The 15069-nt window shown below is 67.6% G+C and carries 15 protein-coding genes and 1 riboswitch; of the genes, 2 read left to right on the top strand and 13 right to left on the bottom strand.

Going from position 1 to position 15069, the window contains the following annotated elements; translation table 11 throughout:
* Nucleotides 1-10: 10 nt before the first annotated feature.
* Nucleotides 11-1195: a divergent polysaccharide deacetylase family protein gene (locus tag CA606_RS18110; RefSeq protein WP_096053257.1), complete on the bottom strand. Its 1185-nt coding sequence runs from the start codon at nucleotides 1193-1195 to the stop codon at nucleotides 11-13.
* A gap of 207 nt (nucleotides 1196-1402) precedes the next feature.
* Nucleotides 1403-1491, top strand: a riboswitch (glycine riboswitch).
* Nucleotides 1492-1864: 373 nt separating this feature from the next.
* Here CA606_RS18110 and CA606_RS18105 point away from each other — a divergent pair.
* Nucleotides 1865-4267, top strand: coding sequence for a TonB-dependent receptor (locus CA606_RS18105; RefSeq protein ID WP_096053258.1), 2403 nt, complete (start codon nucleotides 1865-1867; stop codon nucleotides 4265-4267).
* An 85-nt stretch (nucleotides 4268-4352) separates the two neighbouring features.
* Here the strand turns inward: CA606_RS18105 and CA606_RS18100 are convergent, their stop codons facing one another.
* The 7 genes from CA606_RS18100 to CA606_RS18070 form a co-directional block, all read right to left on the bottom strand.
* A complete protein-coding gene (locus CA606_RS18100; RefSeq protein WP_096053259.1) occupies nucleotides 4353-5747 on the bottom strand; it encodes a S41 family peptidase in 1395 nt (464 codons plus the stop codon).
* A 113-nt stretch (nucleotides 5748-5860) separates the two neighbouring features.
* Nucleotides 5861-6916, bottom strand: coding sequence for a murein hydrolase activator EnvC family protein (locus tag CA606_RS18095; protein ID WP_096053260.1), 1056 nt, complete (start codon nucleotides 6914-6916; stop codon nucleotides 5861-5863).
* Between the two features lie 16 nt (nucleotides 6917-6932).
* A complete protein-coding gene (gene rlmH / locus CA606_RS18090) occupies nucleotides 6933-7397 on the bottom strand; it encodes a 23S rRNA (pseudouridine(1915)-N(3))-methyltransferase RlmH (protein ID WP_096053261.1) in 465 nt (154 codons plus the stop codon).
* A complete protein-coding gene (locus CA606_RS18085; RefSeq protein WP_096053262.1) occupies nucleotides 7394-8806 on the bottom strand; it encodes an alpha/beta hydrolase in 1413 nt (470 codons plus the stop codon). The genes rlmH and CA606_RS18085 overlap by 4 nt, the downstream gene beginning before the upstream one ends.
* Nucleotides 8807-8934: 128 nt before the next feature.
* Entirely contained in the window at nucleotides 8935-9366 is a 432-nt protein-coding gene (rsfS, locus tag CA606_RS18080) for a ribosome silencing factor (RefSeq protein WP_181242919.1), read from the bottom strand.
* Nucleotides 9367-9486: 120 nt separating this feature from the next.
* Complete coding sequence (locus tag CA606_RS18075) at nucleotides 9487-10137, bottom strand: nicotinate-nucleotide adenylyltransferase (RefSeq protein WP_096053263.1); 651 nt, start codon at nucleotides 10135-10137, stop codon at nucleotides 9487-9489.
* Entirely contained in the window at nucleotides 10103-11377 is a 1275-nt protein-coding gene (locus tag CA606_RS18070) for a glutamate-5-semialdehyde dehydrogenase (protein ID WP_096053264.1), read from the bottom strand. Before CA606_RS18070 ends, CA606_RS18075 begins: the two co-directional genes overlap by 35 nt.
* A 174-nt stretch (nucleotides 11378-11551) precedes the next feature.
* On the opposite strand from CA606_RS18070, the gene CA606_RS18065 reads away from it, so the two are divergent.
* Entirely contained in the window at nucleotides 11552-11770 is a 219-nt protein-coding gene (locus tag CA606_RS18065) for a DUF4287 domain-containing protein (protein WP_219933461.1), read from the top strand.
* A gap of 4 nt (nucleotides 11771-11774) precedes the next feature.
* Here CA606_RS18065 and CA606_RS18060 read toward each other — a convergent pair whose 3' ends face one another.
* From CA606_RS18060 to CA606_RS18040, 5 genes are all read right to left on the bottom strand, one after another.
* Nucleotides 11775-12038 carry a hypothetical protein gene (locus tag CA606_RS18060; protein ID WP_096053266.1) on the bottom strand — a complete coding sequence of 88 codons (264 nt, stop codon included), beginning with the start codon at nucleotides 12036-12038 and terminating at the stop codon, nucleotides 11775-11777.
* Between the two features lie 110 nt (nucleotides 12039-12148).
* Nucleotides 12149-13069 carry a DUF6624 domain-containing protein gene (locus CA606_RS18055; protein ID WP_181242677.1) on the bottom strand — a complete coding sequence of 307 codons (921 nt, stop codon included), beginning with the start codon at nucleotides 13067-13069 and terminating at the stop codon, nucleotides 12149-12151.
* 98 nt (nucleotides 13070-13167) lie between these two features.
* The gene (locus CA606_RS18050) at nucleotides 13168-14007 is read right to left on the bottom strand and encodes an aldo/keto reductase (RefSeq protein ID WP_096053268.1); all 840 of its coding nucleotides are present in this window, start codon (nucleotides 14005-14007) and stop codon (nucleotides 13168-13170) included.
* A gap of 20 nt (nucleotides 14008-14027) precedes the next feature.
* Entirely contained in the window at nucleotides 14028-14684 is a 657-nt protein-coding gene (locus tag CA606_RS18045; protein ID WP_096053269.1) for a Pr6Pr family membrane protein, read from the bottom strand.
* A complete protein-coding gene (locus CA606_RS18040; protein WP_096053270.1) occupies nucleotides 14681-15043 on the bottom strand; it encodes an MmcQ/YjbR family DNA-binding protein in 363 nt (120 codons plus the stop codon). The genes CA606_RS18045 and CA606_RS18040 overlap by 4 nt, the downstream gene beginning before the upstream one ends.
* Between the last annotated feature and the right edge of the window lie 26 nt (nucleotides 15044-15069).

Below are 15069 nucleotides of genomic sequence, written 5' to 3'. Positions count from 1 at the left end.
CTCAGGACGCTCAGCGGTGCGCCAGGGCCGAGGCCGGGGCCAACTGGATCCCGCGGGCCTGCAGACCGGCGGCCCAGGTCCGGACCTGGTTGATCGTCACCGGATAGGCGAAGCCCGAGCCCAGCGACTGGCCCCGGCTGGCCGCGCCCGTTTCCAGCGCGCGAAGTTGGGCGTCGATGGCGCTGGCGGACAGCTCGTCGTCGATCACGCGGTCGGCCGAAGCGCGGGGGATCGGGCCTGCGCGGCGGGCGGCCAAGCCATCGTCGATGAAGGCCAGGCCCCGCGCCTTCAGGGCGGCGTTGAAGGTGTTCATCGCCTGATCGTTGTCGACGAAGCGGGCGCCCAGATAGTTGGACAGGCCAAAATAGCCCGTCGCGCGCGACATCAGCCACTCCAGCTTGCGCACCGTGTCGTCGGGCCGGTTGGTCGCGATCAGGGTGTAGGGGCCAGGATCGTTGGCCGGATAGTCCGCCGGCTCCATCGGGGTTTCCAGCAGCACCTCGTGGCCATGGGCGCGGGCCAGGTCGATCCAGCCTTGCAAGCCCTCGGCGTAGGGGGCGAAGGACAGGGTGATCTCGCCGGGCAGTGTCTCGATCGCGGCGCGGGTGGTCTGGGCGTTCAGGCCAAGGCCGCCAATGACGACCGAGACCTTGGGGCGGCCGTCTGGCGTGAAGGGGCGGGCATAGGCGTCGGCGACGGTTCGTCCGTCGGCGGCGATGATCGGCAGCAGGCCGCCGCCAGGGCCAGGGGCGCTCAGGCCCGCCATCGGCGCCTGGGGCAGGCCCGGTCCCTGCGGGATGGCCGGCGCGTTCTCCAGGCCTTCGGCGATGGGCGCCTCGTCTTGGGTCTTGGCCATGACGGGGCCGAACGGACTGGCTGAAAGACCCAGTTCGCCGGGAACCAGGCTGGCTTCATGGGCCGGATCCCCGCTCAGCGCCTCGCGCCAGCCTTCCGGCGCGTTCTTGGTCGCGCCGATCTTGGTCAGCTCAAGGCGAATCAAGGGCGCGCCGGCCTTTGGATCGCTGGTGATCAGGACCAGCGCCGCCAGCGAGGCCAGGAACAGGCAGGCCGCGCCGCTGGCGCTGATATAGGGATTGCTGATCGCCGCCATGAGCTTGGCGCGCAGGTCATCGGGCGCGCCCGAGGCGGGCGCGGCGGCGGCGTAGGCGGGCTTGCGCGAAAACGAGACGGCCATGACGTCGTCACCCTACGCGGCAAGCTTCGAAGATATGGTTAACGAGATATGGCCAGACACGATCCCAGGCGCGATCCGAGGCGCGACCGGGCGACGCGGGCGCCGCTGAAATCATCGTTTTCTGCAACGGACGCGGGCGTGGGCGTCTAGTGGTCGAAAAGTCTTCCGGACGCGGATTGACGATGACCGTCCATGCGCTTTCCTCAAAGACCTCTCGCGGGAGAGATCGGGCCCCGCCCGGCGCTGAAGGCGAAACCGCCCCGGAAACGCTCAAGCAAAAGGACCGCGCGAGACGTTGAACGCTGGAAAGCAGGGCGCTGGTCGCTCTCGCCGAAGGAGCAAGGCCCGCCGTCCATCTGGTCGGCCGCTGAATCTCTCAGGCGCCAAGGACAGCGGGGGCAGAAGGCGGGTCACGTCGACCCGTCCAGGCCCCTGTGTGTGTTAGCGAGCGTATAGATCAACAAAATTTGCCGAGGCAGCATTTGTAGCGCGATCGCCTTTGAGGCTTTCGCGAACAAGTCGTTCTGTTCTAAATGACCAATTCTCATATGATCGAAAATCAAACAGATATTGTACAAGCTTTTACCGATAAATTTTCGTTTGCATGTTTCTCCTTATTGCGGGTTTACCTGAATTTATCCCCTTGTGACGCTGAGCGGGTCAACATGATTGGGGATAGTCATGACCACTCGCAAACCCACGCGCGACACCGCGCGCTTCAAAGCGCTGTTACTGGCCGCCTCGCTGCTGGGCGGCGCGACCTCCGCCTACGCCCAGGACGCGGAGAAGGCCGCCGAACTGGAAACGGTGGTGGTGACCGGCAAGCGCCTGTCGGAGGCCAGCGTCGCAATCGGCACCGACCGCGCCACCGCGACCGTCTCGATCACGCGTGAGGCCCTGCTGTCGGCCCCCGCAGGCATCACCGGCCTGAAGATGCTGGAGAGCCTGCCGGGCTTCAACGTCCAGGCCAATGACGCGCTGGGCATGTACGAGTTCGGCAACTCGGTCTCGGTGCGGGCCTTCAACTTCCAGCAGATCGGCTTCCTGCTGGACAATATTCCGATGGGGCGCAGTGACCAGTTCGGCGGCAGCCCGATCTATCGCTATGTCGACAACGAGAACCTGCTGCGGGTGACGGCCTCGGCCGGCGCCGGGGATGTGGCCCTGCCCAGCTACGCGTCGCTGGGCCCGATCGTCGACTACTTCACCCAGGCGCCGTCGCAGGAAGCCGGTGGTGCGATCAGCCAGACCTTCGGCAGCGACGCGCTGCGCCGCACCTTCCTGCGGCTCGAGATGGGCAAGCTGGGTCCGGTGTCAGGCTATGTCAGCGGCTCGTGGATCAAGGGCGACCTTTGGCGCGGCCCGGGCACGATCGATCGCAAGCACTATGAGGGCAAGCTGAAGTACGACCTGCCCAACGGCGGCGACATCACCTTCCAGACCGTGCACAACGACTATTTCGACTATGACAGCCCGTCGATCACCAAGGCGCAGTACGCCGGGACCGCCGGCGATGTCTTCGGACGCAAGGGCCGCTATTTCGCCTATCTGGGCGTTCCGCCGACCTCTGTACCGTTCGGCACGGCGATCTCGATCCCGACCGCCAGCCTCCCCGAAACCGTAGCGGGGGTGCCATACTCCAACGCAAACTACGCGCAGTACTACAAGTTCGCGATCAACAAGCGGCAGGACCACCTCTATGGCCTGACGCTCAATACGCCGCTGGGCGATGATCTCGACCTGACCGCCACGGCCTACTACGAGGACAAGGGCGGGTACGGGGTTTCGCCCGAGGCCTATGCCACCTCTCTGACCAGCCACAACGCCCAGCGCCTGATCGTGCCGGGCCTGTTCGCGCCCAAGGGCATCCAGTACGGCCTGTCGGGCGTCGACGGCATCCGCCAGGGCGTCACCGCCAAGCTGGCCTGGCACGTCGGCTTCAACAAGATCGAAGCCGGCCTCTGGCTCGAGAACGACGACTATCACCGCACCCAGAACCGCTACAACGTGGCGGGCGGAAATCCTGACGGCGCGCCGCTGTTCAACGAGCGGGTCCACGCCCAGCGCGACTACACGTCCCTGCGGGAGACCAAGCAGTTCTTCCTGAAGGACACCCTGACGCTGATGGACTCCAAGCTGAAGCTGGAGCTTGGCTTCAAGGCCACCGACATCGACTACAAGATCGCCGGCTATCGCAATCCCAACGACTACATCTTCAGCCGCCGTCCGCTGCTGAAGGACAATTGGAAGGACAGCTTCCTGCCCCAGGTCGGCGCGGTCTATAGCGTCACCGGCCGCGACCAGATTTTCGCCTCGTACTCGGAGAACATGGCCCTGCCGCGTGGCGCGGACGACATCTTCTCGGCCGCCAGCCCGACGGTCGCGGGCCCCGATCCTGAGACCTCGACGAACTGGGAGCTTGGCTATCGCGCCAACCACAAGACGTTCAACGCCTCGGTCGTGGCCTACCAGACCGAGTTCAAGAATCGTCTGCAGTCGTTCGCCGCCCCGGTGCCCGGCGGCGGTGGGATCACCGAGACCTTCTTCCAGAATGTGGGGGCGGTGCGGGCCAAGGGGGTCGAATTCAGCGGCCAGTGGAAGCCCGAGTTCCTGGCGGGCAAGGCGTATTTCAACGCCAACCTCTCCTACAACAGCGCCAAGTTCCAGGACGATGTCTTGAACTATCGCGCCAGCGCCACGGCGGCGGCCACGACCCTGGGCATCGCCGGCAAGAAGGTGCCGGACTTCCCCGACTGGGTGGTCCAGGGCGGCCTGACGGTCGAACCGTTCGACGGCCTGTTGATGAACATCTCCGCGCGCCACCTGGAGAGCCGTTTCACCAACTTCATCAACAGCGAAAAGGTCGGCGGCTATACGATCGTCAACGCCTATATCGACATCGGCGACGGCTTCTCGGCCGGGCCGTTCAGCCAGATCAAGGCGCGGGTCAATATCGATAACCTGTTCGACAAGGACTATCTGGGCACCATCAATACGACGGTGAACACCGCCGCCAGCTTCCGTCCCGCGCCGCCGAGAACGGTGCAGTTCACGATCTCGGCCGACTTCTAGAACAAGCCGTCCTGACCATGAAAACGCCGCCCCAGGGCCCTGGGGCGGCGTTGACGTTTTTCGGCCTTGGGCGAGATGTCGCCGGCTATTTGACCTCGGTGACCGGCGCCTTGCCGCCCGCCGCCGCGGCGGCCTTGGCGGTCACCTCGGCGACCTTGGCCGCAGGCTTGGGCAGCTTCGGCGTCTTGGCGACGCCGCCGGCCTGCAGCACCGCGATCGCGCGTTGCAGTTGGAAGTCGCCCTTCTTGTCGTCAAAGCCGGTCGGCGGAGCCTCGGCGGGCGCGTGCGGCGCCACTCGGGTCTTACCCTCGTCGGCGTTCAGCGCGTTCTTGAAGCTGGCTTCGCTGAACCAGACCCGGTTGGCGATGTCCTGGGCCTGGTCACGGGTCTGGGCGACCTCGAGATCCGGGGCGATGCCGGTCTTCTGGATCGAGCGGCCCGACGGGGTGAAATACTTGGCCGTCGTTAGCTTCAGGGCGCCGTCGGCCCCGCCGCGCAGCGGAATGACGGTCTGCACCGAACCCTTGCCGAAGCTGGTCAGGCCGACCACTTCGGCGCGCTTGCGGTCCTGCAAGGCGCCGGCGACGATTTCGGCCGCCGAGGCCGAGCCCTGGTTGATCAGCACCACCATGGGCAGGCCGTTCAGCATGTCGCCGCCACGGGCGTTGTAGCGCTGGATATTGCGCGGGTCGCGACCGCGCTGGCTGACCACCTCGCCGCCGTCCAGGAACACGTCGGCCACGCCGACCGCCTGATCCAGCAGGCCGCCCGGATTGTTCCGCAGATCCAGGATCAGGCCCTTCATCTTCGGATTCTTGGACTTCAGCTCGTTGACCGAGCTGGCCAGGGCGTCGGTAGCCTTTTCGTTGAAGCCGGGCAGGCGGACATAGCCGTAGTCGCCCTCCATGCGGGCGATGGCGGCCTTGGGCTTGATCACCTCGCGCACCAGCTTGACGTCGAAGGGATCGGTCTTTTCGCGGGCGATGGTCAGGGTGACGGCCTCGCCGGCCGTGCCGCGCATCTGCTTGACGGCTTCGTTGACCGTCAGGCCCAGCACGCTCTGACCGTTGACGGCGGTGATGTAGTCACCCGCCTGGATGCCCGCGCGCGAGGCGGGGGTGCCGTCCATCGGCGAGATCACCTTGACCACGCCCTCTTCGCTGGTGACTTCCAGGCCAAGCCCGCCGTACTCGCCGCGCGTGGTGTCCTGCATGTCTTCGTAGCTGTCGGGCGACAGATAGCCCGAGTGCGGGTCCAGGCTGGTCAGCATGCCGTCCAGCGCCGCCTCGATCAGCTTCTTGTCATCGACCTCGGTGACGTACTGGTCCTCGACCGTCCCCAGCACGTCGCCGAACAGCTCCAGCAGTTTGTAGGTCTGGGCCTTGGGGGCGTTGTTCGCCTGGGCGATGGGACTGATATAGGCCATCGTTCCCGCGCCGAGGACGAAGGCAGAAACGCCAATGAGCAGGTACTTGCGCATAAAGGCCCAGAAGGCTCCCTAGCGACGCGCGGCGCCGCAAACCGTGTTTAGCCCCGACCAACCCTGTCCGTGACCGGAGGTATAATTACGGCCACAATTACTGAAAAAGTCGACTATCGCGACTCCTGTTTGAGCCAGCGCTCCGGATCGGCCGGCGCGCCGTTCTCCCGTACCTCCATATAGAGTTCCGGCTCGGAGGATACAGGGTCTGGCATCTTCCCGATCGGCGCGCCCGCCGCGACAGATTGTCCGGGCGAAACGTTGATCTGGTCCAGGCCCGCCAGCACGACATGATAGGCCCCCTGCACGCGCAGGATCAGCACCGCGCCCCAGCCGTTCAGCGCCCCGGCGTACTCGACCACGCCGCCCGCCGGCGCGGCGATGGTCGCGCCCTTCTCGGGGCGAAGGGTGAGGCCCGGCGACTTGCCGCCAGCGGGCATTTCCTGGCCAAACCGGCGGACGATCGCGCCCTGCACAGGGGGGCGCAGGCTGAGCGGACCGCTGGGCTGGGCGTTTCCGAGGCCATCGGTCAGGGCGCCCAGGGTCTTCAGTTCGTTGGCCTGGGTCAGGGTCTCTTGAGCGTAGGCGCGTTCCAGCTCGGTCTTCTCGATGATCAGCCGCTCGATCTCGCCCTTGCGGTCGGCGACAACGCTCTCGGCGGTGAACAGCTCGGCCGACGCGGCCGCGGCCTCACGGCGTAGGGCCCCGACCGCGACGGCCTGACGGCCATAGGCGTCGGCTCTTTGCTTCAGTTCAGGCGTCATGGCCCGAATCAGGATGGCCGCCCGCACCGCGTCGCGCGCGTCGCCGGGCGAGACCAGCAGGGCCGGCGGCGGGTCGCGGCGGAACATCTGTAGGGCTGAGAGCAGGCGCGACAGGCGCTGCCGGTTTTGCCCCAGGTCGCTGAGGATCTTGTTTTCGCGCGCGTTCAGCGCCTCCAGCCGCGCGCGCTTGGCGTCGACGTCGACGCCGGCGGCGATACGGGCGTGATCCAGGCGGTCGAGCTCGGCCCGCAAATCCTCGATCTCGCGACGGGTGTCAGCGGCGAGTTGGCGGTCCTTGGCGCGTTGCGCCTCGAAAGCGGCGTCGGCGCGCTGCCAGCCGACCACGGCCGTGGGAACGGTCAGGATCAAGGCGCAGACGGCGAAGACGAGTCGCGAGCGGGACATCGCCGCAACTCTTGCCTCAATCGCGGTGATAGGGCGAGCCCGACAGGATGGTGGCGGCGCGATAGATCTGTTCGGCCAGCATGGCGCGGGCCAGGGCGTGCGGCCAGGTCTGGACGCCGAAGGCCATGGTCTCGTTGGCGGCCGACAGGATCGAGGGATCCAGACCGTCGGCCCCGCCGATCAGGAACACCACGCGGCGGTTCCCGTCATCGCGCAGCTGGGCCAGATGATCGGCGAAGGCGCGGCTCTTCCATGCCTTGCCGTGCTCATCGCACGCCACGACATAGGCGCCCTCCAGATGCGGACGCAGCACCTCGGCTTCGGCCGCCTTGCCGGGCTTGCGAGCCTCGACCTCGATGATCTCGACCGGGCCCAGCGCCAGGGCGCGGCCTGACGCGGTGGCGCGGGACGCATAGTCCACGGCCAACTGCGCCTCGACCATGCGACCGAGCTTTCCGACGGTGAGGATGGTGATCTTCATTTCACCGAGCATGTGCCACGGCCGGGCCGTTTCGTCGCCACGAAAGCCTTGGCGGACGCGACGAAGCAGTCGGGCGCGGTGAGCAGCAGGAAGTGCGGGCCGCCCCTGACGATCGTCAGGCCCACGCGGCCGGCCGGCTTGAGGCGCGCGATCTGGGCCTGGGCGCCGGCCAGGGGAGTCTTGGGGTCGAGATCGCCCTGCAGCACCAGGACGGGCGGCAGCTGGGCGGGCGCCTTGGCGAACCCGGCGTCGCGGGGATAGGCGTTGCTCGCGCCGCCGATCAGCTGTCCGGGCAGGGGGCTGGTGAACAGCAGGTCCGCAGCCTCGGCGTCGATCTGGGCCTTGGTCACGCTGGGCCGGGCGTTGTTCTCCGAGGCGCTGATCAGGCTGACCAGCGGGATCGACATCGAAGACTGCTCAAAGCGCATGAAGTCGCCCGCGAAGGCTTCGAGCTCGGCTTTCGCCTTGAGGGCCGGCGCGGGATCGCCGGCGCGCAAGGCGGCCAGGATGGCTGGAATCTGGGCGCGCTGGGCGGGATAGTCGAGCAGGGCGCCGAAGAACAGCTTGGGCTTGCCGCCCGGGGCCAGGGCCGCGAGCCTGGGGTCGTCGACCACGGCCTGCATCGCCGCCACCGCCGAGCCGCCCAGTTGGGCGCGGCACGCCTTGTCGGCGTCGCAGCGCGCCAGCACCTGGCGGCCGACAGCATCGACCACGGCCGAGCGATGGCTGAGGTCCAGCGTCGTCGTGTCGTCGGGCGGAACCAGAGAGTCGAGGATGACGCCGTCCACACGCCTGGGCGGCGCGACCGCCAGGGTCCGCAGCACCAACTGCGTGCCATACGAGACGCCGTAAAGGATCGTCGGCCTATCGCCGCCATAGCGATCCATCAGGGCGCGCAGGTCGCCGGCGGCGTTGCTGATGCTGAAGGTCTTGGCGCGCGGCGCGGTCAGGGCTGAAAAACAGGTGCTCCACTCGGCGCCGCTCAACGCCATGCCGCCTGGACTTTTGGGCGCCTCCTCGGCCGGACACAGCCGCGTGGAGAAGCCCGTCCCGCGATGGTCAGGGATCATCAGATCGTAGCCGGGGAACGCCGCTCGCAAAGGCGTCAGCAGCGGATAGAAACTGGCGCCGGACTCGCCTGGTCCGCCGGAGATCAACCAGACCTGGCCCCGCGACGGGCCTTGGGCGGGGAACTGGCGGACGAACAGCTGGGCGTCGCCAAGGTCCGGAGCCGTTGGGCTAAGGGGCGCCTGGAGACGCGCGCATAGCGACCCGGTCAGGGCCGGATCCCGGGCGGCGTCGGCGCAGGGCGCGAAAGCGTCGGAGGCGGAGTCGAAGGGCGCGGCCAGGCCGGGGCCGGCGGTTGCGGTCAGCCATAACGCGGCGGCCGCGAAAACAAGGGATTTCATCCGTCACTCCAAGGGAGCGCGCACGATGAGGCACCGCGCCGGTCGGCGCAGCTTAAGCTTTGGTCATGTGGAGAAAGCGCGGCCCGCCGCTCACCGTCTGGTGAGCGGGCGAGGCCGGTCTCGAACGATCAGTTCGCCGCGGTGCGGTGCGGGGCGTCGACCGCCCAGATCTTTTCGATGTTGTAGAAGCTGCGCACTTCGGGACGGAACAGGTGCACGACGACGTCACCGGCGTCGATCAGCACCCAGTCGCAGTGCGGCAGGCCTTCGACCCGCGCCTTGCCGAAGCCGTTTTCCTTCAGGGCGCGCAGGATATGGTCGGCCAGAGCGCCGACGTGACGGTGCGAACGGCCCGACGCCACGATCAGGCTGTCGGCGACCGAGCTCTTGTCCGTCAGGTCGATGTGGACGATGTCCTGCGCCTTGTCGTCGTCAAGGCGGTCAAGGATCAGGCGCTCCAGCGCCTTCACGTCAAAAACCGGACTCAGGCCGGGGGATTCAGTCGAGGACTCGGCGCCGGCCGGGCCTTCGTGCGCACTTTGCGCGGGGTCGCTACGCAGCGGATTGCTCCTTATGGGGTCGCTGTGGATAGCTCTCTTAGCACGGAATTGGGCGAAACGTGAGGGGGTGATGGCCGAATGGCGATTTGCGAGCCGTTCAGGGCCTTCGCACGGTGGCGCTCAGCCCTTCTGCCGCGCCCGCATCGCCGTGGAGGAGGCGAAGTTCAGCGGTCCCGTCAGATAGACCCAGGCGGGCGATTTGGCGTCCGGCAACTTGGCCGCGGCGCTGGCGGGCCAGCGGGCGAAGGCGAAGCGGCGGGCGGCCGGCGAGGTGCGGGCCTTCAAGGCGATCCAAGGTCGCGAGATCACCGCCACCGGGACTTCCCGCATGATCTGGGTCCAGCCGCGCCAGCGGTGGAAGGTCGCCAGGCTGTCGGCGCCCATGACCCAGACGAACTTCACGCCCGGATAGCGGGCTCGCAGCACGCGCAGGGTGTCGATCGTGTATTGCGAGCCGAGCCGCGTCTCGGCGTCGGAGACGATCATGCCCGACCCGCGCGCCCAGCGGCGGGCGTTGGCCATCCGCTCGGCTAGGGGGCGGGTCTCGTGGACGGGCTTCAGCGGGTTCTGCGGCGAGACCAGCCATATCACGCGGTCCAGCTCCAGACGGCGCATGGCCGTTTCGGCCACGTGGGCGTGGCCCTCGTGCGCCGGGTTGAAGCTGCCGCCGAACAGCCCGACGCGCATCCCGGGTTCCAGGTGGAACCCCAGACGCTGAGCGTTGGGCCGGCCGGCCTCAGGGACGAGTCTGGCCGGTCCCGCGAACCACATATTTGAACGTCGTCAGTTGCTCGGCCCCAACCGGGCCGCGGGCATGAAGCTTGTCGGTGGCGATGCCGATTTCGGCCCCGAAGCCGAACTCGCCGCCATCGGCGAACTGGGTCGAGGCGTTGACCAGCACGATGGCGCTGTCGACCTCGGCGATGAAGGCCTCGGCGGCGGCGGCGTCCTCGGTGATGATCGCGTCGGTATGGCCCGAGCCGTACGAGGCGATATGCCGCGCCGCGCCGGCCACGCCGTCGACCACGGCCACCGACAGGATCGGGGCCAGGTATTCGGTGGTCCAGTCCTCGACGGTGGCCTTCTTCATCGTCGGTTCGATGGCGCGGGCGGCGGCGTCGCCGCGCAGTTCGCAGCCTGCCTTGATCAGGGCGTCGGCGATCGGCGGCAGCAGCGTCTCGGCGGCGGCCTTGTCGATCAGCAGGGTCTCGGCCGAGCCGCAGACCGAGACGCGGCGCAGCTTGGCGTTCACCACCACCTCGACGGCCTTCTTCAGGTCGGCGGCGGCGTGGACGAAGACGTGGTTCAGGCCTTCCAGGTGGCCCAGCACCGGGGCGCGGGCCTCGGCCTGGACGCGGGCCACCAGGCTTTTGCCGCCGCGCGGAATGATCAGGTCGATGGTCTTGTCCAGCCCGGCCAGGATCATGCCAACGGCGGCGCGATCGGGCGTCTTCACCGCCTGGACGGCGGCGGCGGGCAGGCCGGCGGCCTTGAGACCGCGCGCGATGGCGGCGTGAATGGCGAGGTTGGAATGGATGCACTCCGACCCGCCGCGCAGGATCACCGCATTGCCCGAGCGCACGCACAGCGCCGCAGCGTCGGCGGTCACATTGGGGCGGCTCTCATAGATCATGGCGATCACGCCGATCGGCGTGCGGACGCGGGCGATGTCCAGGCCATTGGGCCGGGTCCAGCGCGCGGTGGCGACGCCGACGGGATCAGGGATGGCGGCCACGGCCTCGACGCCGGCGGCGACGCCTTCCAGGCGTGCGGCGTCCAGAGCCAGCCGGTCCAGCATCGGGCCCGAGACGCCGTTAGCCTCTGCGCGGGCGAGGTCTTTGGCGTTGGCCAGGAGGATGGCGTCGGCGTCTTCGCGGATGGCGACGGCCATGGCCTGGATGGCGGCCGTGCGCTGCTCTGGCGTGGCGAGGCGAAGCGCGCGCGCGCCCTCGCGGGCCGTCCGGCCCATCCCCGCCATGATCGCCTGCAAGCTGGCGCCCGCGTCGTCCATCTCGTCCCCGTCCTGAAGGTTATGCTCAGGTTGAGGCTTACCTAGGCCCTTTCGGAGGCGGATGAAACCGCGTTCGTCTGAAAACGGAGGGAGTTTTGGTGGCGGCCGGGGTCAGGCCATTGCCGGCGGCGAGCGCCCGACGCATCAAGGGTTGGCTAAAACCGAGAGGCGCTTCTGATGTCCGACAACAAGGTGAAGGGCCCGGTGTCCTACTTCCCGTCGATCGAAAAGACCTACGGACAGCCGGTCGCCCACTGGCAGAAGATCGTGCGCGACGCCTATCCGGCCAAGCACATGGATCTCGTCGCCGTACTGAAGAGCGCGCATGGGTTCGGCCACGGTCACGCCAACGCGATCGTGGCCTACACCCTGGCCGAGGACGGCCTGAAATAGCCGCCTATTTCGCGTAGACGATCCGGCACTCGCCCTCGACCGTGGTGTAGCGGCCGTTGGCGGCGTCGACGAACGAGATGCGGCCGCCTTCGTCATACTCGACCTTGCCGGTCGACCGGCCGGCGAAGGTCTGGGTTCCATACGACCAGCAGACGATGTCGGCCGGCTTGTCGTTCCAGGTGGCGGCGCGCCGGGCCTGCTTGCTCTCGGTGCAGGCCGACAGGGCGGGGATGGTCAGCAGGGCGAGGGCGACGATGGCGAGGCGCATGGGATTCCTTGGTGGTGGCTTGGTCGGCGATAGCGCGAGGGTCTCCCGGTCGCGAGTCCTGAGAGCTTAGCACCGGCGCGCGCGAGAAACAGCGGCGCGCCGATCCTCGCCTAGGCCTTCGGGCAAGCGCCCCACCGGGCGTAGTAGGCTTCCAGCGTCTCCAGGCCCATGGCTGCGCGGCGCGCCTCCAGGCCTTCAGGCTGATCCACAGCGGGATGGGGTTCGCGCTGGCCGGCCCGACAGCGCGCCTGGGTCGCGTAGAGCTGGTTGCGGCCCTCATTGGCGGCGAGGCGGTCGTACAGATAGGCGTAGTTGCGCTTGCTGGTCTCGTTCTGGTCCTTCAGGCGGGTCAAGAGGGCCAGGGCCTCGCGCTGGAAGGCGGGATCGTGGTCGCTGTGCTGCACCATCAGCCACGCGGCCCTGTCAGCGTCGGGGCCGTCGGCGGACAGGGTGAACCAGCCGCGCGACCTGATCTCGGTCTTCAGCCATTCGGCGTTATCGCGCGACACAACGCAGTAGCGATGCTTCGAGCGGAGGGCGATCCGTCGCTCCACCCCGGGCACTGGAGACTGAGGCGCGGAGACGCTCAGGCCGGCCTGATCGATCGCGACGCGCTCGATCACTGCGCGGGCGCGTTGTGTCCGCGCGGCTTGAGCCTGCTCCACAAAGGTCTGGACGTTCCGGCTGATGTACTGATCGCCGACCTTCTCGCCGGCCAGGGCCTTGGCGCGCAGGGCTTTGCTCTCGCGTTCGAACTTGGCGGCGGCCTCATGATCGGCGCGCCAAGCGGCGGCGGAGTTGGCCTCCGCTGCGCTCTCAAGACCCAGAACGATCTCGAGCTCAGCCTCGGTGCGACAACCCTTGGCCGCGTCATCGGCGGTGATCGAACCCGCCAAAGCCTGGACCTCGGCCGGGGTTCGGCCCGCCCGCAGGCTCCAGTAGTCGAAATCGCGGGCGGCCGAGGGATCGGCGCGCAGCGTCGCGAGCGGCAAAGGCGTCTGGAGGGCGCTCGCCAGCGTCAAGGCGATCACCAAAGGTCCTGCTCCAAACGCCATCACCAACTCCGCCCCAAGGTCGCTCAATTCTAGATTGTTCTCGGGGCGAGCGTCGCGTCAAGTTGAGCCGGGCTCTAAGCCGCGTCCCACTGATACGCCTTGTCCAGCCAGTCGCCGAGGCGACCATCCGGGCGGGCCAGGGCGTGGATGCGGGTCATCTCTGCGTCGGACAGCTCGAAATCGAGCACATCGAAGTTCTCGACGATCCGGGCCGGGTTGCTCGTGCGCGGGATGGCGATGACGCCCTGCTGGATGATCCAGCGCAGGGTGACCTGGCCAGGCGTCTTGCCGTGGGCGCGGCCGATCTCGATCAGCACCGGGTCCTGGGCGACCTTGCCTTGCGCCAGCGGCGACCAGGCGGTGATCGAGGCGCTCAGCTCGTGGGCCGTGGCGATCAGGGTCTTTTGCGACAGATAGGGGTGATACTCGACCTGGTTGGTGGCGATCGGGGCTTCCGACAGGGCGGCGGCCTCTCGCATCAGGGCCGAGGGGAAGTTCGACAGGCCAATGGCGCGGGTCCAGCCCTTGGCGCGGGCCTCGTTCAGCGCCTTCAGGGTCTCGGCCAGCGGCACGTCGGGCTTGGGCCAGTGCAGCAGCAGCAGGTCGACGTGATCGACCCCCAGCCTCTCCAGGCTCTTTTCGGCCGAGAGCTGCAAGGCGCCGTCCGCGAACTTGTCGATCCAGACCTTGGTGGTCAGAAAGATCTCGTCGCGCTTGACGGCGCTGGTCTTGATCGCGGCGCCGACGTCGCGCTCGTTGCCGTAGATCTGGGCGGTGTCGATATGGCGGTAGCCGACCTCGAGCGCCTTTTCGACCAGGGGGGCGGCGGTCCCGTTCTCCAGCTGCCAGGTGCCAAAGCCCAGGGCGGGCATCAGGACATCGCCCGAGCGGACGGCGGGAACGAGCTTGGACATCGATAACTCCAGAAGAAGCGTCAGGCCGATATGGGTTCGCCCTGGCCGGGCGCCACCCTGGCTCGAACGCGCGAGAGGGCGATGAAGACCAGCGCGACCAGCGCGAAGGCCACGCTCATCTCCACCATGGTCAGCAGCACCTTGGGATAGCCACGCTTGGCGACGTTCATGAACGGATACGGATACCAGCTCGTCAGCGCGCCGTGGAGCAGCGTCCAGACCCCGAACAGGGCCGGGAAGGCCATGGCCTTTGCGGCGACGATCCAGCGCGCGGGACCCTGTCCGCCGCGCAGGGCGACGTCCAGCAGGAAGGCGATGGGGGTGATGGTGTGCAGGATGGTGTCGGAGACCTTCCGCAGTCCTTGCGGGTCCCACTGCCAGGCCAGCATGGTGTGGTAGACGACCGCCGTGATCGCCAAATAGGTCGCGATCGCCGCGCGCGGACCGCTTTGCTCGGCCCAGGCGGCGAAGCGGCTTTGGGGCGCGATCAGCGGCGCTGTCAGCGCGGTCGCCGCCAGCAGGTTCGTCAGGATCGTGAAATAGCTGAAGAACTCGACCGACTTCACCGCCGCCGACACCAGGGTCTCGTCATAGACCATCAGGCCGTACTGCAGCGCAGGGCCAAGGCAAGCGATTAGCGCGATCAGGATGCGCCAAAGGGCGAGTGAGCCTTTCATGGAGTCTCCGTCGGGTGGGCTTCGTCCCAGGCCTTTAACACCCTCTTCGGCGCGGTGGCGCGCCATTGGCGCATCACCAGCCGCTCGACCGTGCCGGGGTGGGCGCCCGCCAGGCGGACCAGGACATAAGGATAGTTCCGGAAGTGGTCAGTGAAGTGGAAGACGTCGGGCTCGGCCTCCACCAGCATGTCGCGTTCGTCGAAGGGCACGGCCGGACAGACCAGGCTCTCGCCGTCCTCGAACAGGCGGGTCAGGAACTTGCCATGCGCCTTCAGGCACGGCCGGCCATAGGCCGTGCCGTCTTCGACACCGGGCAGGCCAAGCGCAAAGGCGCGAACCTCGTCATAGGTCATGGGCAACCCCTCCCGTGCGGGACTATAGGAGG

Source organism: Caulobacter vibrioides, assembly GCF_002310375.3.
GTDB classification, from domain to species: Bacteria; Pseudomonadota; Alphaproteobacteria; order Caulobacterales; family Caulobacteraceae; genus Caulobacter; species Caulobacter vibrioides_D.
This window is presented reverse-complemented; position numbering and strand designations above follow the sequence as displayed.

Excerpts from the sequence above, each read along its gene's own strand:
- CA606_RS18100 (WP_096053259.1), bottom strand. The coding sequence starts at position 5,747 with ATGCGCAAGTACCTGCTCATTGGCGTTTCTGCCTTCGTCCTCGGCGCG.
- CA606_RS18070 (WP_096053264.1), bottom strand. The coding sequence starts at position 11,377 with ATGGACGACGCGGGCGCCAGCTTGCAGGCGATCATGGCGGGGATGGGC.
- CA606_RS18075 (WP_096053263.1), bottom strand. The coding sequence starts at position 10,137 with ATGTGGTTCGCGGGACCGGCCAGACTCGTCCCTGAGGCCGGCCGGCCC.
- CA606_RS18045 (WP_096053269.1), bottom strand. The coding sequence starts at position 14,684 with ATGAAAGGCTCACTCGCCCTTTGGCGCATCCTGATCGCGCTAATCGCT.
- rlmH (WP_096053261.1), bottom strand. The coding sequence starts at position 7,397 with ATGAAGATCACCATCCTCACCGTCGGAAAGCTCGGTCGCATGGTCGAG.
- CA606_RS18085 (WP_096053262.1), bottom strand. The coding sequence starts at position 8,806 with ATGAAATCCCTTGTTTTCGCGGCCGCCGCGTTATGGCTGACCGCAACC.
- CA606_RS18060 (WP_096053266.1), bottom strand. The coding sequence starts at position 12,038 with ATGCGCCTCGCCATCGTCGCCCTCGCCCTGCTGACCATCCCCGCCCTG.
- CA606_RS18095 (WP_096053260.1), bottom strand. The coding sequence starts at position 6,916 with ATGTCCCGCTCGCGACTCGTCTTCGCCGTCTGCGCCTTGATCCTGACC.
- CA606_RS18110 (WP_096053257.1), bottom strand. The coding sequence starts at position 1,195 with ATGGCCGTCTCGTTTTCGCGCAAGCCCGCCTACGCCGCCGCCGCGCCC.
- CA606_RS18050 (WP_096053268.1), bottom strand. The coding sequence starts at position 14,007 with ATGTCCAAGCTCGTTCCCGCCGTCCGCTCGGGCGATGTCCTGATGCCC.